The organism is Nonomuraea sp. NPDC050153 (genome assembly GCF_044460125.1).
GTDB lineage: Bacteria > Actinomycetota > Actinomycetes > Streptosporangiales > Streptosporangiaceae > Nonomuraea.
In genome coordinates, this window is the sequence record NZ_JBITJQ010000005.1 from 129,162 (window position 1) to 148,836 (window position 19,675).

General features: G+C 73.4%; 22 protein-coding genes. 17 read left to right on the plus strand and 5 right to left on the minus strand.

The features are described 5' to 3' along the window. The first annotated feature begins 6 nt into the window (after positions 1-6). Together ACIBQ1_RS15505 and ACIBQ1_RS15510 are read left to right on the plus strand one after the other, a co-directional pair. Positions 7-645, plus strand: coding sequence for a DNA polymerase beta superfamily protein (locus ACIBQ1_RS15505; protein WP_397277878.1), 639 nt, complete (start codon positions 7-9; stop codon positions 643-645). Beyond that, complete coding sequence (locus ACIBQ1_RS15510) at positions 642-1,385, plus strand: DNA polymerase beta superfamily protein (RefSeq protein ID WP_397277879.1); 744 nt, start codon at positions 642-644, stop codon at positions 1,383-1,385. The genes ACIBQ1_RS15505 and ACIBQ1_RS15510 overlap by 4 nt, the downstream gene beginning before the upstream one ends. 173 nt (positions 1,386-1,558) lie before the next feature. On the opposite strand, the gene ACIBQ1_RS15515 is transcribed toward ACIBQ1_RS15510, so the two are convergent. Continuing rightward, positions 1,559-2,494 (minus strand): GNAT family N-acetyltransferase, encoded by a 936-nt coding sequence (locus ACIBQ1_RS15515; protein WP_397277881.1) that lies wholly within the window; start codon positions 2,492-2,494, stop codon positions 1,559-1,561. 130 nt (positions 2,495-2,624) lie between these two features. On the opposite strand from ACIBQ1_RS15515, the gene ACIBQ1_RS15520 reads away from it, so the two are divergent. Beyond that, the gene (locus ACIBQ1_RS15520; RefSeq protein WP_397277883.1) at positions 2,625-3,554 is read left to right on the plus strand and encodes a hypothetical protein; all 930 of its coding nucleotides are present in this window, start codon (positions 2,625-2,627) and stop codon (positions 3,552-3,554) included. A 79-nt stretch (positions 3,555-3,633) separates the two neighbouring features. Beyond that, entirely contained in the window at positions 3,634-4,149 is a 516-nt protein-coding gene (locus ACIBQ1_RS15525; RefSeq protein ID WP_397277885.1) for a hypothetical protein, read from the plus strand. A 60-nt stretch (positions 4,150-4,209) separates the two neighbouring features. Here the strand turns inward: ACIBQ1_RS15525 and ACIBQ1_RS15530 are convergent, their stop codons facing one another. Beyond that, positions 4,210-5,004 carry a class I SAM-dependent methyltransferase gene (locus ACIBQ1_RS15530; RefSeq protein ID WP_397277886.1) on the minus strand — a complete coding sequence of 265 codons (795 nt, stop codon included), beginning with the start codon at positions 5,002-5,004 and terminating at the stop codon, positions 4,210-4,212. Positions 5,005-5,151: 147 nt separating this feature from the next. Here ACIBQ1_RS15530 and def point away from each other — a divergent pair, with 147 nt between their 5' ends. The 5 genes from def (at position 5,152) to ACIBQ1_RS15555 (ending at position 8,628) form a co-directional block, all read left to right on the plus strand. After that, positions 5,152-5,691: a peptide deformylase gene (gene def / locus ACIBQ1_RS15535; protein WP_397277888.1), complete on the plus strand. Its 540-nt coding sequence runs from the start codon at positions 5,152-5,154 to the stop codon at positions 5,689-5,691. A 7-nt stretch (positions 5,692-5,698) separates the two neighbouring features. Beyond that, positions 5,699-6,319 (plus strand): helix-turn-helix domain-containing protein, encoded by a 621-nt coding sequence (locus tag ACIBQ1_RS15540; RefSeq protein WP_397277890.1) that lies wholly within the window; start codon positions 5,699-5,701, stop codon positions 6,317-6,319. Further along, the gene (locus ACIBQ1_RS15545) at positions 6,312-7,733 is read left to right on the plus strand and encodes a pyridoxal phosphate-dependent decarboxylase family protein (protein WP_397277892.1); all 1,422 of its coding nucleotides are present in this window, start codon (positions 6,312-6,314) and stop codon (positions 7,731-7,733) included. Before ACIBQ1_RS15540 ends, ACIBQ1_RS15545 begins: the two co-directional genes overlap by 8 nt. Before the next feature lie 120 nt (positions 7,734-7,853). After that, positions 7,854-8,270 (plus strand): CBS domain-containing protein, encoded by a 417-nt coding sequence (locus ACIBQ1_RS15550; RefSeq protein ID WP_397277894.1) that lies wholly within the window; start codon positions 7,854-7,856, stop codon positions 8,268-8,270. A 10-nt stretch (positions 8,271-8,280) separates the two neighbouring features. Further along, positions 8,281-8,628 (plus strand): MmcQ/YjbR family DNA-binding protein, encoded by a 348-nt coding sequence (locus tag ACIBQ1_RS15555; RefSeq protein ID WP_364241605.1) that lies wholly within the window; start codon positions 8,281-8,283, stop codon positions 8,626-8,628. A 98-nt stretch (positions 8,629-8,726) separates the two neighbouring features. Here the strand turns inward: ACIBQ1_RS15555 and ACIBQ1_RS15560 are convergent, their stop codons facing one another. Continuing rightward, a complete protein-coding gene (locus ACIBQ1_RS15560) occupies positions 8,727-9,614 on the minus strand; it encodes an aminoglycoside phosphotransferase family protein (RefSeq protein ID WP_397277896.1) in 888 nt (295 codons plus the stop codon). A gap of 50 nt (positions 9,615-9,664) precedes the next feature. Beyond that, positions 9,665-10,519: a hypothetical protein gene (locus tag ACIBQ1_RS15565; protein ID WP_397277897.1), complete on the minus strand. Its 855-nt coding sequence runs from the start codon at positions 10,517-10,519 to the stop codon at positions 9,665-9,667. Between the two features lie 88 nt (positions 10,520-10,607). Here ACIBQ1_RS15565 and ACIBQ1_RS15570 point away from each other — a divergent pair, with 88 nt between their 5' ends. From ACIBQ1_RS15570 to ptsP, 8 genes are read left to right on the plus strand one after another with little or no spacing between them, the layout of a single operon-like run. After that, entirely contained in the window at positions 10,608-11,369 is a 762-nt protein-coding gene (locus tag ACIBQ1_RS15570) for a DeoR/GlpR family DNA-binding transcription regulator (protein WP_397277899.1), read from the plus strand. Next, positions 11,366-12,322 (plus strand): 1-phosphofructokinase, encoded by a 957-nt coding sequence (pfkB, locus tag ACIBQ1_RS15575; RefSeq protein WP_397277901.1) that lies wholly within the window; start codon positions 11,366-11,368, stop codon positions 12,320-12,322. The genes ACIBQ1_RS15570 and pfkB overlap by 4 nt, the downstream gene beginning before the upstream one ends. 32 nt (positions 12,323-12,354) lie before the next feature. Next, positions 12,355-13,500, plus strand: a complete 1,146-nt coding sequence (mtlA, locus tag ACIBQ1_RS15580; protein ID WP_397277903.1) for a mannitol-specific PTS transporter subunit IIC — start codon at positions 12,355-12,357, stop codon at positions 13,498-13,500. A 3-nt stretch (positions 13,501-13,503) separates the two neighbouring features. After that, positions 13,504-13,812: a PTS lactose transporter subunit IIB gene (locus ACIBQ1_RS15585; RefSeq protein WP_397277904.1), complete on the plus strand. Its 309-nt coding sequence runs from the start codon at positions 13,504-13,506 to the stop codon at positions 13,810-13,812. Next, the gene (locus tag ACIBQ1_RS15590; RefSeq protein ID WP_397277906.1) at positions 13,805-14,233 is read left to right on the plus strand and encodes a PTS sugar transporter subunit IIA; all 429 of its coding nucleotides are present in this window, start codon (positions 13,805-13,807) and stop codon (positions 14,231-14,233) included. The genes ACIBQ1_RS15585 and ACIBQ1_RS15590 overlap by 8 nt, the downstream gene beginning before the upstream one ends. After that, complete coding sequence (locus ACIBQ1_RS15595) at positions 14,230-15,234, plus strand: zinc-dependent dehydrogenase (RefSeq protein ID WP_397277907.1); 1,005 nt, start codon at positions 14,230-14,232, stop codon at positions 15,232-15,234. The genes ACIBQ1_RS15590 and ACIBQ1_RS15595 overlap by 4 nt, the downstream gene beginning before the upstream one ends. Before the next feature lie 10 nt (positions 15,235-15,244). Beyond that, positions 15,245-15,526 (plus strand): HPr family phosphocarrier protein, encoded by a 282-nt coding sequence (locus ACIBQ1_RS15600; RefSeq protein ID WP_397277909.1) that lies wholly within the window; start codon positions 15,245-15,247, stop codon positions 15,524-15,526. After that, positions 15,519-17,144 (plus strand): phosphoenolpyruvate--protein phosphotransferase, encoded by a 1,626-nt coding sequence (ptsP, locus tag ACIBQ1_RS15605; protein WP_397277912.1) that lies wholly within the window; start codon positions 15,519-15,521, stop codon positions 17,142-17,144. Before ACIBQ1_RS15600 ends, ptsP begins: the two co-directional genes overlap by 8 nt. A gap of 42 nt (positions 17,145-17,186) precedes the next feature. Here ptsP and ACIBQ1_RS15610 read toward each other — a convergent pair whose 3' ends face one another. Then, positions 17,187-19,670 (minus strand): ATP-dependent Clp protease ATP-binding subunit, encoded by a 2,484-nt coding sequence (locus ACIBQ1_RS15610; RefSeq protein ID WP_397277914.1) that lies wholly within the window; start codon positions 19,668-19,670, stop codon positions 17,187-17,189. Between the last annotated feature and the right edge of the window lie 5 nt (positions 19,671-19,675).

Genomic DNA, 19,675 nt, shown 5'->3' on the forward strand with positions numbered 1-19,675 from the left:
ATCCGGGTGACCGATGACATGATCCTTACCGTCGTCGTGGGATCGAGGGCGTACGGGCTCGAAACCGACGCCTCCGACACCGACCGGCGGGGCGTCTTCGTGGCGCCGACGGCCGCGTTCTGGCGGCTGGAGAAACCGGCGACGCACCGGGACGGGCCGCTGCCCGAGCAGTTGTCGTGGGAGGTCGAGCGCTTCTGCGTCCTCGCCCTGGAGGCGAACCCCACCGTCCTGGAGTGCCTGTGGTCCCCCATCGTGGAGGTGATCACGCCCGCCGGGCGGCGGCTGCGCGAGCTGCGCGGGGCCTTCCTGTCGGAACGGGCCCGGCAGACGTTCGTCGGGTACGCCGACTCTCAGTTCCGCCGGCTCGACCCGGCCGCGCCCAAGTGGAAGCAGGCCATGCACATGATCCGGCTGCTGCTCAGCGGCCTGCACCTGGTCCGCCACGGTGAGCCGCTCGTCCAGGTGGGGCCGCTCCGGGAGCGGCTGCTGGCGATCCGGCGCGGCGAGGTGCCGTGGGCGGAGGTGGACGCCTGGCGGGCGGAGCTGGCCGCCCAGGTGGCCGCGGCCGGCAGCGCGCTGCCGGAGCGGCCGGACCGGGAGCGGGTGGAGGACTTCCTGATCGGCGTGCGAAAGGAGCACCTGTGAAGCTGCCCGGATGGCTGGGCGAGATCCCCGGCGAGCAGCCGTACCCGCTGGTGTTCGCGACGGTGAGCGGGGCGCACCTGTACGGGTTCCCCTCGGTGGATTCGGACGTGGACCTGCGGGGCGCCCACGTGCTGCCGGTGGCGGAGGTGGCCGGGCTGCGGCACGGGCCCGAGACGGTGGAGCGGATGTGGACGCGCGACGGCGTCGAGGTGGACCTGGTCACGCACGACCTGGCCAAGTTCTGCCGGTTACTGCTGGGCCGCAACGGCTACGTGCTGGAGCAGGTGCTGTCGCCGCTGATCGTGGCCTCGTCGCCGGTACACGAGGAGCTGGTGGCGCTGGCCCCGGGCTGCCTGACGCGGCACCACGCCCACCATTACCTGGGGTTCGCGCGGACGCAGTGGGGGCTGTTCGAGAAGGGCGGCGAGCTGAAGCCGCTGCTCTACACCTTCCGCGTGCTGGCCACCGGGACGCACCTCATGCGCACCGGCGAGCTGGAGGCCGACCTGACGCGCCTGTACGCGTACGCGCCCGCGTACCTGCCGGAGCTGGTCGCCGCCAAGTGGGAGGCCGAGCACTCGGGCGCGCCCGCCACGCCCGGGGTGGAGGCGGACGTGGCGCGGATGACGGCGGTGCTGGAGGAGGCGCGCGACTCCTCCGGGCTGCCCGAGCGGGCCACGGCCGAGGCGGCGCTGCACGACCTGGTGGTGCGGGCGCGGGTGCGCGGGTGGGGCTCCTGACGTGACGTCGGCGGGCCGGGAGCCGGTGGGCAGGCGGGACGCGCTCGGGGTCGTGGGCGGGTAGTGGGCGGGGTCCTGGCCGCCGGGTCGGGCTGCGTGGTGGGACGTGCGGGCGCTCCTGGGGACACCTCACCGGACGACCCGCCGGGCACCCTCGCGATGCCCCGCGCGCATCACGTGTTCGCGGGATCCGCCGAAAGGACGAGCCTGATGGCGAAGTTGTGGTACCCGGCGCGTTCGAACGCCCTGGCCATCGGCACGTTGCCGGAGTCCGTGTCCGCCAGGATCCGCTGGGCCCCGCGCCCGGCGTGGACGCGGGTGATCTCGCCGAGCAGGTCGTCCACGTAGCCGCGGCCCCGGTGCTCGGGCACCACGCCGAGATAAGCGACCACGGGCCCGCCGTCGTTGGCCGACGGCAGGGCGATCCCGACGAGGTCGCCGCTCTTGTCGTACGCGAGCCGCCACCACGACCGGTCGCCCCGCATGGACCGGTAGTCGCGGACGTCCCCGCGGGCCTGTTCGAGAGGGTCCGTCGTGAGCAGGGCCTGCCGGGTGTGGAAGTCGAGCGTCCCGGCGGCCACCCGGCGGAACGCCTCCACGAACACCTCGTCGTCGTCCTCGCCGCGGAAGACGAGCCGGTCGGAGGGCTCGGGGACGGGCCCGGCCGTCCACTCGTACCGGAGCCGTTCCAGCTCCTCGGTCAGCCCGGCGCGGCCGGCCGCCTCCCGGCGCCAGGCGACGGCCGCCGCGGCCTTCGGGTGGTCGCGCCAGCCGTTGCCGACGAACACGTGGTACTCGGGCGCCCGCCCGTACGCGTCGTGCGCGCGCCGCAGCAGCTCGGCGGCCAGGCCCACCCGATCGTCCACCGAGGGATGGACGTACACGCAGTCGAGCGCGAGGGGCCTGTCGCCGCCGGGGAAGCTCCACCAGACGGCGCGGGCCAGGATCTCGCCGTCGTCGGCGACGGCGAGCCAGACGCGGTCGAACCGGTAGTTGCCGCTCTCCAGGAACGAGAGCAGGCGATCGGGATGCGCCCAGCTGATGGACTCGTCGACGACGCAGCCGAGCAGGCGGTCTAGATCATCCTCGACCGCGGGACGGAAAAGCACATTTCCTCCGAGAAGTAGAAGCGGGCGCGGTGAGCGCCCGAAGCAGTGCCGAACATCTCAGCGCCTCCTTTCTTCCGACTTTTCGGCGTCACAGGGCACTGTAACCGAAATATCGCGACAGGATGGGCTCGTGAGGTCCTACGACGACGACACCCTGCCCCTGCAGCCCCCGATCCGGCTGCCCGAGGACGCCACGCTCGCGGCGGCCGTACGCGCCGCCCCCCTGGCAGAGGAGCTGAAGCCGGAGGGCTCCGACGCGGAGGTGCTGGCCTTCTGGGCGGACCACGCCCGCGAACGGCTGGCGGCCGACGAGGGGCTGCTGCTGGAGCTCATCAGGATGTTCCTGTCGCGCGAGCCGCATCCGGGCGAGGTTCCCGAGGAGCTGACCAGCCTGGGGCTGGTACGCCAGGCGGAGCCGTACACGCTGGGCTGGCTCGGCCTGTGGACGGCGCGGCTGATCATCGCGGAGACGACCGGGCAGGAGGTCCCGGTCATGGGGTCGCTCGCGGACGCCGACGCCGCGGCGCTGCTGCACGGCCTGCGCTCCTACCCGGAGGCGGAACGCGGCGAGGAGCTGACCGGGTGGCTCAAGGACCGCGACCCGGACGCGGCGGCGGCCGAGGTCGCCTCGGTGCTGGCCACCGTGAGCCCGCTCAGCCGGGCGGTCGGCGTCGAGGTGCTGTCGTCGGACTTCGGCGAGGAGGGGAAGCGGGCGCTGGCCGGGCTGCTGGAGGAGCCCGGGCTCGGGGCGGTGATCGCCACCAGGACCGAGCGCGAGGACCGCGCGACCGCCCCGGAGGAGATCGCCTGGGTGTTCGTGGACATGGCGGCGGCGCTGCTGGAGTTCGGGGGCGAGGCGGGCGAGGTGATCGAGTCGATCTCCATGGGGATGGACGCGGAGGAGCAGGCGGGGACGATCGCGATCCTGGCGTTCGGGGACCATCCGTGGACGGGGCAGGTGCTCCGGGTGCTCATCGAGCACCACCCCGACGAGCGCGTCGCCGCCGCGGCCCGCAAGGCCCTGCGACGGCTGCACGGGCTCGCGGACATGCGCGGCTGACCCTGGGTGACCCTTGCCGGGGGGCGGCGCGGGCGCGCGGGTGCCCGGCACCGCGGCGGGCGGCGGTAGAGTCGGCCCGGTGACGACGCATGCGATCTCCCCGCAGACCGGCATCCTGGGTGACGCGTTCGCCTGCGAGTGCGGCGCCGTGCTCGCCGGGCGGATGACGGCCGAGCTGCACGCCGCCGAGAACGGCCTGTGCTCGGTCTGCCTCGGGTCCGGCCAGGAGGAGATGGCGCCCGGCCTGACGCACGCCTGCACGGCGTGCGCGGCCACCGGGGGCCGCAAGGAGCAGGTCATCTGGCAGCTCGCCTACGCCGAGGCCGAGCACCTCATCACGATCGCCGTCGTGCGCGGGATCGTGGCGAACTTCGACGGGCCGTTCCACCTGTCGGAGGCCGCCGACGCGGTGCGGGCCGGGATGGGCCTGCCCGCCGGGCGGCTGCCGGTCGGGCCGCGGGTGCGCGACCTGCTGCTGGAAATGCAGGCCGCGGGCGAGATCACCATGCTGTCGGCGCCGGACGAGATGATCGGCTCGGACATGGTCCTCTACCGCGACCCCCAGTGGCAACGCGCCCGCACCCTGGGCCTGTGACCCCGGCCGCCACCGTGTGACCCGCCGCCCGGCCCGCGTCCCCCGCGGCGGCGGGCGTCGTCAGGCGCGGCAGATGATCTCCCCGTGGGTGATCGACAGCCAGCCGTCCTCCGCCTCGGCCCACTTCAGCCACCCCTCCGAGATTCGCCGCAACCCGGCCTCCGTGGCGGCCCCCGTCGACAGTGCCTGCTCGGCCACCGCCGATTGCAGGACGCGTTCGGCCCACATCCCGCCCCACCAGGCCCGGTCCTCGGGTGTGGCGAAGCACCACGTCGACGAGGTGGCGGTCACGTCGGTGAAGCCCGCCGCCCGGGCCCACGACAGCAGCCGCCGCCCCGCGTCCGGCTCGCCGCCGTTCGCCCGCGCGACCTTCTGGTACAGCGCCATCCACTCCTCCAGCTCCGGCAGCAGCGGATACCACGCGAACGCCGCGTAGTCGCTGTCGCGCGCCGCCACGTACCCGGTCGGCCTGGTCACCCTGCGCATCTCCCGCAGCGCCCGCACCGGGTCGCCGACGTGCTGCAGCACCTGGTGCGCGTGGACCACGCAGAACGTGTCGTCGGGGAAGTCCAGGGCGTGCACGTCCGCGACGGCGAAGTCGACGTTGTCCAGCCCCCTGCCGGTGATCTCGGCCCTGGCCAGGTCGAGCGCCTCCTCGGTCACCTCCGACGCCGTCAGGTGGCCGACCAGGCCCGCCAGGTCGGCGGCGATCGTGCCGGGGCCGCTGCCCACGTCCAGCACCTTCATGTGCGGCTTGAGGTGCGGCAGCAGGTACGCGGCCGAGTTCGCGGCGGTGCGCCAGCGGTGCGAGCGCAGCACGGACTCGTGGTGGCCATGCGTGTAAACGGCGTTCATCGGCAAACTCCTTCGGTTCCGCTCCGACATCGATCACTCTAGCCTTGGTCTCACCATCCAAGAAGAAACGTCTTGAATAGTGAGACCGAAAGAACCCGTAAACTTCGTGGCGGAACGTTCGCGAATTTTCGGAGAGAGGCGTTGGTCGTGGGAGAGGTCCGGCCGATCGTGCACGTCGGTGACCCGGTGCTGCATCACCCGTGCGAGCCGGTCACCCGGTTCGACGACGCGCTCGCGGCGCTGGTGGAGGACATGTTCGCGAGCATGTACGCGGCGGAGGGCGTGGGCCTGGCCGCCAACCAGATCGGCGTGGCCCTGCGCGTGTTCGTCTACGACTGTCCGGACGCCGACGGAGAGCACCACAAGGGCGTCGTCGTCAACCCCACGCTGGAGCTCCCCGGGGTGGGCGAGCGCCACCTCGACGCGGACGACGAGGGCTGCCTGTCGGTGCCCGGCCAGTACGCGCCGCTGCCCCGCCCCGACCACGCCGCCGTGCACGGGTTCGACGCCGCCGGGGAGCCCGTCACGGTCGAGGGCACGGGGCTGCTGGCCCGCTGCCTCCAGCACGAGACCGACCACCTCGACGGCTACCTGTACATCGACCGCCTCCCGGCCAAGCGCCGCAAGCAGGTGCTGGCCGCCTACCAGGAGGCCCATTCCACTATCGCGGACAAATCACCGCTATAGTGGAGGAATGGAAGGCGAAGGGGTCCTGTCGAGCGGCCTGTCGATGGCCGAGCTCGGGCTGCGGATCCGCACGGAGCGGCGGGCGCGCGGGCTGACCGTCGAGCGGCTGGCCGCGCTGAGCGGCATCAGCCGGAGCATGGTCTCGGAGGTCGAGCGGGGCGCCAAGACGCCGACGGTGCTGGTGCTCGACCGGCTGGCCACGGCGCTCGGCACGTCGATCGCCCGGCTGCTCGACGAGCCGGCGCACTCGGCGATGCGGGTGCTGCGCCACGACGAGCAGCGGGTCCTGCGCGACCCGTCCGGCTGGGAGCGCCGCGTGCTGTCGCCGGTGCTGGGGGACGTGGAGTTCGAGTTCATGCGCACGACCCTCGGGCCGGGCGTGGACGCGGGCGAGTTCGCGCCGCACGCGCCGGGGTCTCGGGAATACCTCGCGGTCGAGCGCGGCAGCCTGCGGCTGACGATCAACGGCAGGCCGTACGAGCTGGCGGCCGGCGACTCGGCCTACTACCCGGGCGACTGCCGCCACGCCTTCGCCAACGACGGCGCCGCCGACTGTGTCTACTACCTCGCCATGGAGCTGGGCGGCGCCGGACAGCACGAACCCTGGAAGGAGCCATCCGATGGCTGACCTCAGCCCCACCGACGCGGCCACGGCGGCGGTGATCGCGGCCGGGCACCTGGCGGGTCTCGGTGAACGGCCCGTGTGGCGGCCCGTCCCGGAGGCCGAGCGGGCCTGGCTGAGCGGTCAGGAGCTGCCCGAGCGCGGGCGGCCTCTCGACGAGTTGCTCGACGACGTCCGTACGCGCGTGCTGCCGTACCCGATGGGCAACGGCCACCCCCGCTTCTTCGGCTGGGTGAACTCCCCGCCCAACCCCGCGGGCGTGCTCGTCGAGCCGCTGGCCGCCGCCCTCAACCCGAGCTGCGCCGGCGGCGACCACGCGGGCCCGCACCTGGAGCGCGCGGTGGTGCGGTGGCTGGCCGAGCTGGTCGGGTTCCCGCACCCGCCCGGCGGCGGGCTGCTGACCAGCGGGGCCTCCATGGCCACCGTGATCTGCCTGGCCACCGCCCGCCAGCGGGCCGCGCTCGCCGACGGCTGGGACGCCCGCGAGGAGGGCCTGTCCGGGCGGCCGCCCATGGTCATGTACGTCACCGAGGAGGGCCACAGCTGCCTGTACAAGGCCGCCCAGCTGCTCGGCCTCGGATCGCGCCAGGTCCGCGTGGTCCCGGTGGACGGCGCCTACCGGATGGACGTGGGCGCGCTCCGTACCATGATCGAGGAGGACCTGCGGAGTGGCCTGCGGCCGTTCTGCGTGGCGGGCAGCGCGGGCACCGTCAACTCCGGCGCGATCGACCCGCTCGACGAGATCGCCGACGTGGCCGCCGAGCACGGGCTCTGGTTCCACGTGGACGGCGCGTACGGCGCGCTCGGCGTCCTGGCCGACGGCGCCGCGCCGCACTACGCGGGCCTGGACCGGGCCGACTCGCTGGCCCTCGACCCGCACAAGTGGCTCGGCGTGCCGGTGGGCTGCGGCTGCGCCCTGCTGCGCGACCCGGCGGCGGCGCGGGCGGCGTTCAGCCTGGTGCCGTCGTACCTGATCGACGACAACGCGGGCGATCTGGGGTGGTTCTCCGAGTACGGGCCCGAGCAGACCCGCCCGTTCCGCGCGCTGAAGACCTGGGCCACGCTGTCGCACCTGGGCCGCTCCGGCGTCGAGCGCCTGGTCAACCACACGACCGGGCTGGCCCGCACGCTCGCCGCCATGGTCGGGGAGGCCGACGACTTCGAGCTGCTTGCGCCCGTCACCACCTCGATCACCGCCTTCCGCCACCGGCCCCGCCCGGACAGGTCGGACGCCGATGGTCTCGACGCGCTCAACCGGGCGATCCCGGGCGCGGTGCAGGCGCGCGGGAATGCGTTCATCACCGGCACCCGGCTGGGCGGCCGCGATGCGCTGCGCGCCTGCTTCCTGCACCCCGGCACCACCGAGCGGGATCTGGCCGTCCTGCTGGAGGAGATCCGCCTGGCGGCCAAGACGCTCTAACCCTCCGACGCGGGGCCCGGCCAAGACGCTCCAGCCGGACGCAGAGACCCGGCAAAGGCCGGTGAGCCGCGCCTCCGCCCGGGTAGGGGTCGGCCGGAGCGATCAGGCAGGAGGATTCCCATGGCGGACACCGTGGCAGAGGTCATGACGTCCCACCCGGCGGCGGTCGAGGCCGACCAGCCGGTGTCCGTCGCGGCCGCGCTGATGCGCGACCGCGACACGGGCGCCGTGATCGTCAACGAGAACGGGCGGATCCAGGGCATCATCACCGACCGCGACATCGCCGTGCGCGTCGTCGCCGCCGAGAAGTCCCCGCAGACGCCGGTACGCGAGGCGTGCAGCCCGTACGTCGAGGCCATCGACCCCGACACCACCATCGACCAGGCGGTGCGGATCATGCGCACGCACGCCGTCCGCCGCCTGCCGGTGCTCGAGGACGGCCGCGCGGTCGGCATCGTGAGCCTCGGCGACCTGGCCCTGGAGCGCGACCCGCACTCGGCGCTCGCCGACATTTCGGCCGCGGAGGGCAACCAGTAACGTTTGCCGGGTGTTCACAGTCGACGATGTACGGCAGTTCGCCCGCACGCTCCCCCGCTCGTCGGAGCACCTCATCCGGGACCGGGTCAAGTTCCGCGTGGGCAAGATCGTCTACGTGGCGTTCTCGCGCGACGAGACGCTGATGGGCTTCGGGTTCCCGAAGGAGGAACGCGCGGCGCTGGTGGCGGCCGAGCCGGACAAGTTCCTCATGCCCGGGGAGTCCGACCTGCGCTTCAACTGGGTGGTGGCGCGCATGGACGCCCTGGACCCGGCCGAGATGCGGGAGCTGGTCCTGGAGGCGTGGCGGATGTGCGTGCCGAAGAAGGTGCGCCTGGAACAGCAGGCCCAGGCTCGGTAGGGACCCCGGCCCCGCGCCCTTGCGCGTACGAGACGTTCTGTGCGCGGGCCAGGGCCGCGACCTGCTGCCGGTGCTCGCCGCGCACCCCGGGCGCGACCTCAGAGCCGCTGCCGCAGCCAGTGCAGCGACGCCGTGCCGAGCGCGGTGGCCATGTCGATCAGACGGCGATCGACGCCAGGCCCGGCGTTCGCCGCCAGCCGCAGCAGGAAGCCGGAGTGCGCGGCGAGGAAGGCGTTGATCGTCTCCGGGCCGAGGTCCCGGGTCAGCGGATGCTCCTGGGCCGGCGGCTGCGGGTCCACCCCGCTCAGCGAGGCGCTCGACAGCAGGGTGAGCACGTCGCAGTGCGCGGCCCCGACCCACGCGTGCGGCCAGTCGATGACCAGAACGCGCTCCGGGGTGAGCATGATGTTGAACGGGTAGAGGTCTCCGTGCAGCAGCGTCTCACCCGCCAGAGCCGCAGGCGCCGCCTCCTCCAGCGTGACCAGCTCGTCGAGATGATCGCCCGCCCACGGCGACACAGAGGCGAGCCGCCCGGCGCCGCCCTCGTCCGCCAGCGCGCGCCACCCGCCGAGCCGCGGCCGGGCCAGAGCGGCCGGGTCGATCGGCGACGGGGTCAGCACGCGCGCCAGCCCGGTCGCGGCCGCGAGCACCCGGTCGAGCTCGTCCCGCCGCCACGGCTGGGCCGGCAGCCGGCCCTCGACGTCCTCGAACACCAGGGCCACCCACGTGCCGTCGTCGTAGGCGTCGAGCAGCCGCGGCGCCGGGACGTCGCCGGGGAGCCGCCGGGAGACCTCGATCTCCCGGCGGTGGAACCGCGCCACCCCGGGCGCCACGCGTGAGCTCACCGCCTTGACGAACGCGCGTCCGCCGTCGGCCAGGCGCAGCCGGGCGGCCACGCCCTCGGAGAAGCCGCCCGGCTGGCCGGCCGCGCCGACCACCCGGCTCCCGAGCAGCTTCTCGATCGCCGCCCGCACCTCGGCGGGCACCGCGGCCCAGGCGATGCGCCGGCTTCCGGTCGCGGGCGGCAGGCCCTGCGTCAGGAGAGGCCGCGGTAGAGGTCGCCCGTCAGCTTGGTGACGCGGGCGACGGAGGAGGCCCACGTGCCGCCCGCCGGGTGCGCCGTCAGCAGCGCCATGACGTACCGCTCGTTCTTGCCCACGAGTCCGGTGGTGTGCAGCACCGGGCGGCCGTAGTCGGGCACGCCCGAGCCGGTGGCGCGCTGGGCGATCCACGAGATGGGCGCCCCGACCGCCCGGGCGTCCGAGCACCGCGTGGGCGGCGTGTTGCCGAACCCCGACCAGCCCTGCTTGACCGCCCACGGCCGCGCCACCGCGTCGGGGATGCCGAACGTCTGGTCGAAGCCGTCGGTCCCGCACGGTGTGGACTGCCGCAGGTGCCCCAGGATCGTGTCGCGGACCCGGGGCTCGGCCCTGTCGAGCAGGTAGCGGTAGGTGCGCACGATGTCGTACGCGCTCAGCGAGGTGTAGCCCCAGAAGCCGGGCTTGGAGGCGGGCGGCGGCGCGGTGTCGGCCAGGCCGAGCTTGCGCGCCATCCGCACGACGATCTGACCCTTGCCGGCTCGGTCCCAGAACGCCGAGGCCGCGTCGTCGTCGCTGGAGCGCAGCATGACCTTCAGCAGCCGGGCGTCGGCGGCGGGCACGCTCTTGCGCCGCTCCAGGTAGTCGATCGCGATGAGGATCTTCACGACCGAGGCCGAGCGGAACTTCCGGTGCGCGTTGCGCGCGGCCACGAACTTGCCCGCCTGCCGGTCGAACACCACCCACGACGCCGTCGTGCCCGCGGGCACCCGCGGAGCGGCCTGAGCGGGCGTGGCGAGCCCGACGACAAGGGGTACGGCCGTCACTGCGGCGGCCAGGGGCTTCCTTCGCATTCGCCTATACCTACCAAGCCTTGACCCAGCCAACAAAGCGGGTATAAACAAAGATGAAACCAACCCGAAACGGCGGTGAATCAACATCATGTACGCCGAGGAGCGGCAGCAGGAGATCCTGCGCAGGGCCCGCGCCGCGGGCCGCGTCGACGTGGTGACGCTGGCCGCCGAGCTCGACGTGACCACCGAGACGATCCGCCGCGACCTGACGTCGCTGGAGCGGGCGGGCGTGCTGCGCCGGGTGCACGGGGGCGCGATCCCCGTCGAGCGCCTGGGGTTCGAGCCCGCGCTGGCCACCCGTGACGAGGTGATGACGGCCGAGAAGGAGCGCATCGCCAAGGCCGCGCTGGCCGAGTTGCCCGAGGACGGTTCCGTGATCATCGACGCGGGCACCACGACGGGCCGGCTGGTCAACGTGCTGCCCGCCGACCGCGAGCTCACCGTCGTGGTGAACTCGCCGCCGCTGGCCACCGCCCTGGCCGCCCGCGCCAACCTGCACGTGATCATGCTGGGCGGCCGGGTGCGCGGCAAGACGCTCGCCACGGTCGACGACTGGGCGCTGCGCCCGCTGGCCGACCTCAACGTGGACGTGGCCTTCATGGCGGCCAACGGCTGCTCGCCCGCCAGGGGCCTGACCACACCCGACCCGGCGGAGGCGGCGATCAAGCGGGCCATGGTCAAGGCCGCGCAGCGCAGCGTGCTGCTGGCCGATCACACGAAGTTCACGAACACGTACCTGGCCAGGTTCGCCGGCCTCGACGAGATCGACGTGCTGATCACCGACACCGGACTGGACGTCGCGCTCGCCGCCGACCTGGCGGCGGCGGGCCCGGAGGTGATCAGGGCATGATCCTCACCCTGACGCTGAACCCCAGCCTCGACCGCACCATCGAGGTCGCCGCGCTCGACCGGGGCGCCGTCATCCGCGCCGCCGCCGCCCACCTCGACCCGGGCGGCAAGGGCGTGAACGTCTCGCGCGCCCTGCTGGCCAACGCCGTGGCCAGCCGGGCGGTGGTGCCGTTCGGCGGCGACGAGGGCAGGCAGCTCGTACGGCTCCTCGCGGCCGAGGGGCTCGACATGGTCACCGTCCCGGTGGCCGGCCCGACCAGGTCGAACGTCACGCTGGCCGAGCCCGACGGCACCATCACCAAGATCAACGAGCCGGGCACGGCGCTGTCGGCCGAGGAGCTCGACACGATCGCCGACGCCGTGCTCGACGCCGCCCACGAGGCGGACTGGGTGGTCGCCTCGGGCAGCCTGCCACCGGAGGTCCCGGCCGACGTCTACGCCCGGCTGTGCCGCAGGTTCGCCGGGGCGGGCATCCACATGGCGATCGACACCAGCGGCCCCGCGCTGACCAGCGCGCTCGGCGCCGCCCCCGCCCTGGTCAAGCCGAACCTCGAGGAGCTGTCGGCCGCCACCGGCATGCCCATCCGCTGCCTGCGCGACGTGGTCGAGGCCGCGGGCAAGCTGCGCGCCGCCGGCGCCCGCAGCGTGCTGGCCAGCCTGGGCGCCGACGGCGCGCTCCTCGTCGAGGAGCAGGGCATCTGGTACGGCGAGGCCGCCGTCACCGAGCCGCGCAGCTCCGTCGGCGCCGGCGACGCCATGCTGGCCGGTTTCCTCGCCGGCGGCGGGCACGGCCCGGACGCGCTGGCACGCGCGCTGGCCTGGGGCGCCGCGGCGGTCCGCCTGCCCGGCAGCCGCATGCCCGGCCCCGCCGACATCGACCTCATCACCGTCGCCGTCCACCCGCCCGACCCGTCCCGCCCCCTCACCACCCCCCTTGTCCCGCACAGCGGCTGATCAACTGCTCATCCCCCCGAAGGAGCAAGTCCATGGCCGACAGTTACACTCCCCCGGTCACCGGAACCGGTGTCAAGGCCACCATCCAGCGCATCGGCGGCCATCTGGCCGGCATGATCATGCCGAACATCGGCGCGTTCATCGCCTGGGGCCTGATCACCGCGCTGTTCATCCCGACCGGCTGGCTGCCCAACGAGACGCTCGCGAAGATGGTCGGCCCGATCATCTCGACCCTGCTGCCCGTCCTCATCGCCTACACCGGCGGCCGGATGGTGCACGGGCAGCGCGGCGCGGTCGTGGGCGCGGTGGCGGTGATGGGCGTCGTGGTGGGCACGGACTCTCCGATGTTCCTCGGCGCCATGATCATCGGTCCGCTCACCGCCTTGATCCTGAAATATGTGGACAAGTTCACGGAGCAGCGGACCAAGGCCGGCTTCGAGATGCTCGTGGACAACTTCTCCGCCGGCATCGTGGGCGGCGCGATGGCCGTGGTCGGGATGTTCGGCATCGGCCCGATCGTCCAGACGGTCACCACGGCCGCGGGCAACGCGGTGAGCTGGCTCATCGGCCACAACCTGCTCCCCGTCGCCTCCGTGCTGATCGAGCCGGCCAAGGTCCTGTTCCTGAACAACGCCATCAACCACGGCGTGCTCGGCCCGCTCGGCGTCGCCCAGGCGGCGGAGACGGGCAAGTCGATCCTGTTCATGCTGGAGTCGAACCCGGGGCCCGGCCTCGGGCTGCTGCTGGCGTACCTGCTGTTCGGCCCGCGCGAGCTGCGCCCGAGCACCCCCGCCGCCATGATCATCCACTTCTTCGGCGGCATCCACGAGATCTACTTCCCGTACGTGCTCATGAAGCCCCGCCTCATCCTCGCGGTCATCGCGGGCGGCGCGGCCGGCGTGTTCACGTTCATGATCACCGGGGCGGGCCTGGTCGCCACGCCGTCGCCCGGCAGCATCTTCGCCTACATCGCGGTCACCCCGAAGGGCGGCTGGCTCGGTTCCAGCCTGGGGATCCTCGTGGCCGCGGGCGTCTCGTTCGCCGTCGCCGCGCTCCTGCTCGGCTTCGGCCGGGGCGAGAAGAAGGGCGGGTCCGAGGACCCGCAGGAAACCGTCACCGAACCCGCCACCGAACCCGTCACCGAACCTGCCACCGAACCTGCCAACAAGGAGGCCTGAGCCATGGCCGGCATCGACAGCAAGGACATCCACAAGATCATCGTGGCCTGCGACGCGGGGATGGGCAGCAGCGTGATGCTCGCCTCCACGCTGCGCAAGCAGCTCAAGGACACCGGCGTCACCGTCGAGCACACCCCGGTCAACTCCATCCCCGACGACGCCGACGTGGTCCTGTGCCACGCCGGGCTGGCCGCCCGCGCCAGGGCCGCCGCCCCCGGGAAGGTCCTGGTGCCCTTCCAGATCTTCCTCGGCGACCCGGCGGTGACCAGGCTGGTGAACACCATCAAGAGCGGCGGCACGGTCGATGCGTGACGGCCTGCTCGACCCGCGGGCCGTGCTGCTGCACGAGAGCGCCCCCGACCGCGCCGCGGCCATCCGCCGGTGCGGGCAGGCGCTGGTCGACGTGGGCGCGGTCGCGGAGCCGTACATCGAGGCGATGCTCGAACGGGAGCGGACGATATCCACGTACGTCGGCGAGGGCGTGGCCATCCCCCACGGGACGAACGCCTCCAAGGAGGACGTCCAGCGCGACGCCATCTGCGTGGTGCGCTTCCCCGGCGGCATCGACTGGGACGGCGAGCAGGTCACGCTCTGCGTCGGCATCGCGGCCAAGGACGACGGGCACGTGCCGCTGCTGGCGGCGCTGGCCGAGATCCTGCTCGACCCCGACCGCGCCAGGACGCTGCGCGAGGCCAACGAAATCTCACAAGTCATGAAGGAGCTCACAGCGTGAAAGTCGCCAGATTCCACGCTCCCGGCGACATCAGGATCGAGGACGCGCCCGAGCCCGTCGCCGGGCCCGGCGAGCTGAAGATCCGCGTGCGGAACTGCTCGACGTGCGGCACGGACGCCAAGATCCTCAAGTTCGGGCACCACCACATCAGGCCGCCGCGGGTGATGGGCCACGAGATCGCCGGCGAGGTCGTGGACACGGGCGAACGGGTGCAGGTGATCGCCGCGATCCCGTGCGGCACGTGCCCGGAGTGCCTGCGCGGCCGCCTGACCGTCTGCCCGAACCAGGAGTCGATGGGCTACCACTACGACGGCGGCTTCGCCGAGTACATGGTGATCCCGGCCAAGGTGCTGGCCGTGAACGGCGTCAACGCCATCCCGCCCGGCGTCGGCTTCGCCGAGGCGTCGGTGGCCGAACCGCTCGCCTGCGTGCTCAACGGCCAGTCGCTGGCGCGCGTGGGGGCCGGGGACGACGTGGTGGTGATGGGCGCGGGCCCGATCGGCTGCCTGCACGTACGCCTCGCGCGGGCGCGCGGCGCGGCCCGGGTCTTCCTCGTGGACGTCAACCCGCAGCGCCTGGCGATGGCCGCCGAGCTGGTACGCCCGGACGCGGCGATCGACGCGGACCCCGTCGAGCAGGTGCTCAAGCTGACCGGCGGGCGGGGCGCCGACGTGGTGATCACGGCGGCGGCCTCGGGCGCGGCACAGGAGCAGGCGGTGCGGATGGCGGCCCGGCAGGGGCGCGTCAGCTTCTTCGGCGGCCTGCCCAAGGACGACCCGCTCGTCACCCTGGACTCCAACCTCGTGCACTACCGCGAGCTGACCATCGTCGGCGCGAACGGCTCCAGCCCCGCCCACAACGCGGAGGCGCTGCGCCTCGTAGCCTCGGGGGACGTGGTGGTGTCCGACCTCATCACCCACCGGCTGCCGCTGCCCCGGGTGCTCGACGGGATCGACCTCGTCAGCCGGGGCGCGGCCATCAAGGTCACCATTGAGCCCTAGGAGGTTCGGCATGGCACAGCGAACGGTCGTCGTGGCCTCTGCCAGCGGCTTGCACGCCCGGCCCGCCAAGCTGTTCGTGCAGGCGGCGGCGCGGCTGGGGGTGCCGGTGACGGTGCGGCTCGGGGAGAAGGCGGTGCCGGCGAAGAGCATGCTCGGCGTGCTGTCGCTGGGGGCCGTGCGCGGCACGGAGGTGACGCTGGAGGCGGACGGGCCGGGGGCGGAGGAGGCGCTGGACTCGCTGGTGGCGCTGCTCTCGCGCGACCTGGACGCGGAAGAGGCCCTCGATGCCTGACCGGCCCGCCCCCGGCGGCGGTCCGTGGTCGGGGGCCGGTGGGCGGCTGGCCGGTCTCGGGGTCAGCCAGGGCCGTGCGGCGGGGCCGGCCGTGCGGATGGCCGCCCCTCCGACGCTGCCCCCGCCGCGCCCGGTCGCCGACCCCGCCGCCGAGGCGTCCGCCGTCGCCGGGGCCCTGGCGGCGGTCGCCGCCGACCTCACCCGGCGAGCCGCCGGCGCCTCAGGGGAGGCGGCGGACATCCTCGAGGCGCTGGCCATGATCGCCGACGACCCGATGTTGCTGGAGGATGCCGAAGGCCGCGCCCGGGAGGGCACGGACGCCGCCCACGCCCTGGACGCGGCCTTCGCGCAACACCGGGACGCGCTGGCCGCGCTCGGCGGATACCTGGCCGAGCGGGCCGCCGACCTCGACGACCTCAAGCACCGGGCCGTGGCGTTCGCGCTGGGCCTGCCCATGCCGGGGCTCCCCTCCCCCGGCCACCCGTACGTGCTGGTGGCCGAGGACCTCTCCCCCGCCGACACCGCGGGCCTGGGCCCGGACGTGCTGGCGCTGGTGACCGAGCGGGGCGGGCCGACGAGCCACACCGCGATCCTGGCCCGCGGCAGGGGCCTGCCCGCCGTGGTGGCCTGCGCGGGGATCATGGACGTCCCCGACGGCACCGTGGTCGGCGTCGACGGCGCCACCGGCGAGCTGGCCGTCGGCCTCACCGAGGAGGAGGCGGCCGAGATCAGGGAGGCCGACCGCGCGGAGCGGGCCAGGCTGGCGGCCGGCCGGGGCCCGGGCCGCACGGCGGACGGCCACCCGGTGAAGCTGCTGCTCAACATCGGCTCGGCCGCGGACCTGCGCCCCGGCGCGGAGGGGGTCGGGCTGTTCAGGACGGAGTTCCTGTTCCTGGACCGCGCGACGGCGCCGTCGTTCGAGGAGCAGGTGGCCGCGTACGCCGAGGTGTTCGCCCAGGCGGAGAACGTGATCGTGCGGACGCTCGACGCGGGCACCGACAAGCCGCTGCCCTTCCTCGGCCTGCCCGGCGAGCCGAACCCGGCCCTCGGCGTGCGCGGCCTGCGCGTGGACCGGCTGCTGCCGGACGTCCTGGACACCCAGCTCGACGCCATCGCCGAGGCGGCCCGCAAGACGGGCGCCGAGGCGTGGGTGATGGCGCCCATGGTCACCACGGCGGCGGAGGCCGGCGGGTTCGCGCGGCGCGCCCGCGCCAGGGGCATCGCCAGGGTGGGCGCGATGATCGAGGTCCCGGCGGCGGCGCTGCGGGCCGGGCGGCTGCTGCGGGAGGTGGACTTCCTCAGCATCGGCACCAACGACCTGGCCCAGTACACCTTCGCCGCCGACCGCCAGCACCCCGCCCTCGCCGACCTGCTCGACCCGCGCCAGCCCGCGCTGCTGGAGCTGATCGCCATGTGCGCCGAGGCGGGACGGGAGGCGGGCAAGCCGGTCGGGGTGTGCGGGGAGGCGGCCGGTGACCCGGTGCTCGCGCCCCTGCTGGTGGGGCTCGGCGTGACGAGCCTGTCGATGGCCCCGGTGTGCGTGCCGTCCGTACGCGAGGCCCTGGCGGCTCTCACGCTGGCCGAATGCCGGGAACGCGCCATGGCGGCCCTCGCCTGACCGTCCCCGGCCCGATCGCGCGCGACCGGCCGCGCGCGTTGGTCAGGTGGTGGGCTGGGGGGCGGTGGCGCGGAACGTGAGGCGGTCGCCCTCGACGTCCACCATCACCCCGCCCCCCTCCTCCACCTCGCCGGTCAGCAGCATCGTGGCCAGCCGGTTGTCCACCTCCCGCTGCACCGTGCGGCGCAGCGGCCGGGCGCCGAACTCGGGCTGGTAGCCGCGTTCCGCCAGCCAGTCCTTGGCCGGGTCCGTGACCTCCAGCGTGACGTCCTGCCCGCGCAGGCGCTGCCGGGTGCGCTGCAGCATCAGCTCCACGATCTGGCGCAGCTGCTCCTTCTCCAGCCGCTTGAAGATGATCGTCTCGTCGATGCGGTTGAGCAGCTCCGGCCGGATCGAGTGCCGCAGCAGGTCCATGAGCCGGTCTTCGAGTTCCTTGACGTCGCCCCGCGAGTCCAGGATGAGCTGGGCGCCGATGTTGCTGGTCATGATGACGATCGTGTTGGTGAAGTCCACCGTGCGGCCCTGGCCGTCGGTGAGGCGGCCGTCGTCGAGCATCTGCAGCAGGATGTTCATGACGTCCGGGTGGGCCTTCTCGACCTCGTCCAGCAGGATGACGCCGTGCGGGCGGCGGCGGACGGCCTCGGTGAGCTGGCCGGCCTCCTCGTACCCGACGTATCCGGGCGGCGCGCCGATGAGGCGGGAGACCGTGTGCCGCTCCTGGAACTCGCTCATGTCGATGCGGACCATGTGGTCCTCGCCGCCGAACAGCGCCGCGGCGAGCGCCCTGGCCAGCTCCGTCTTGCCGACGCCCGTCGGGCCGAGGAACAGGAAGCTGCCGATCGGGCGGTTGGGGTCCTTCAGGCCCGCCCGCGCCCGGCGTACGGCCTCCGCGATGGCGGTCACGGCCTCGTCCTGGCCGATCACGCGCTCGTGCAGGTGCTCCTCCAGCCGCATGAGGCGCTCGCGCTCCTGCTGGGTGAGCTGCGTGACCGGGATGCCGGTGCGGCGGGAGACGATCTCGGCGATGTCCTCGACCACGACCAGGGGCACGCTGTCCGTGCCGTGCCGGGCGCGTTCGACCTCCGGCCTGATCTTGTCGATCTGCGTGGAGAGGTCCTTGGCGCGGTCGAAGTCCTCGGCGGAGACCGCCTGGTCCTTGTCGCGGCGCAGCGCGTCGAGCCGCTCCTCCAGCTCCCGCACGTCGGCGCCGGGCGTGCGCGAGCGCAGCCGTACCCGGGCGGAGGCCTGGTCCATGAGGTCGATGGCCTTGTCGGGCAGGAACCGGTCGGAGATGTAGCGGGCGGACAGGTTCGCGGCCGCGTCGAGGGCCTCGTCGGTGATGCGGACCTGGTGGTGGGCCTCGTACGCGTCCCGCAGCCCGGCCAGGATCTCGACCGTCTCCTCCACGGACGGCTCGGAGACCAGGATGGGCTGGAAGCGGCGTTCGAGCGCGGCGTCCTTCTCGATGTTCTTGCGGTACTCGTCGATGGTGGTGGCGGCGATGACGTGCAACTCGCCACGGGACAGGGCGGGCTTGAGGATGTTGGCCGCGTCCATGGCGCCCTCGGCGGCGCCCGCGCCGACCAGGTTGTGCACCTCGTCGATGAAGACGATGGTCTCGTCGGAGTGCGCGCGCACCTCGTCGATGACCTTCTTGATGCGCTCCTCGAACTCGCCGCGGTACTTCGTCCCGGCCACCATGCCGGTCAGGTCGAGGCCGACGACGCGCCGGTCCTTGAGCGTGTCCGGGACGCTGTTGTTCACGATGCGCTGGGCGATGCCCTCGACGATCGCGGTCTTGCCGACGCCCGGCTCGCCGATCAGGCACGGGTTGTTCTTGGTGCGGCGCGACAGCACCTCGATGGCCTGCTCGATCTCCTCCTCGCGGCCGACGACCGGGTCGAGCCTGCCCTGCCTGGCCTCCTCGGTGATGTCCCTGCCGTACTCGTCGAGCGTCGGCGTGTCGCTCTGGCGGCGCATTTCGCCGTCGCCCCGGCGCGGGGCGGCCGTCATGGCCTCCTGCAACTCGTTCGCGGAGACGCCCTGGTCCTGGAGGATGCGGGCGGCGCCGGAGTCGGGGCGCGCGGCGAGCGCGAGCAGCAGGTGCTCGGGCCCGATGTACGACGACCGCAGGGCGCGCGAGATCCGCTGGGCGTCGAGGATGGCCCGCTTGGCGGCCGGTGAGAGCGTGGTGGGCGGCTCGCCGGCCTCGCCCGGCCCGGCCACCTCGTCGATGCGGTCACGCATCCGGCCCACGTCCACGCCGGCCGTGCGCAGCATGTTGCGGATGCCGTCGTCCTCCGTCAGGGCGTCGAGGATGTCGAGAACGTCCAGGTCGGGCGCGCCGCGCTGACCGGCGGCGTCCACGGCCCGCGCCAGGACCTCCCGAGCCGAGGCGGACAGCAGCCTGCCCACGTCCACCCGCTGCACGCTGGGCCGGGTCGGCGGCCACGACTCCATGCCGCCGAAAACCCGGCCCGTGAGCTCTTCGAACCCTCTGAACGGGTCCCCGCCGAAAAACGACATCGCAT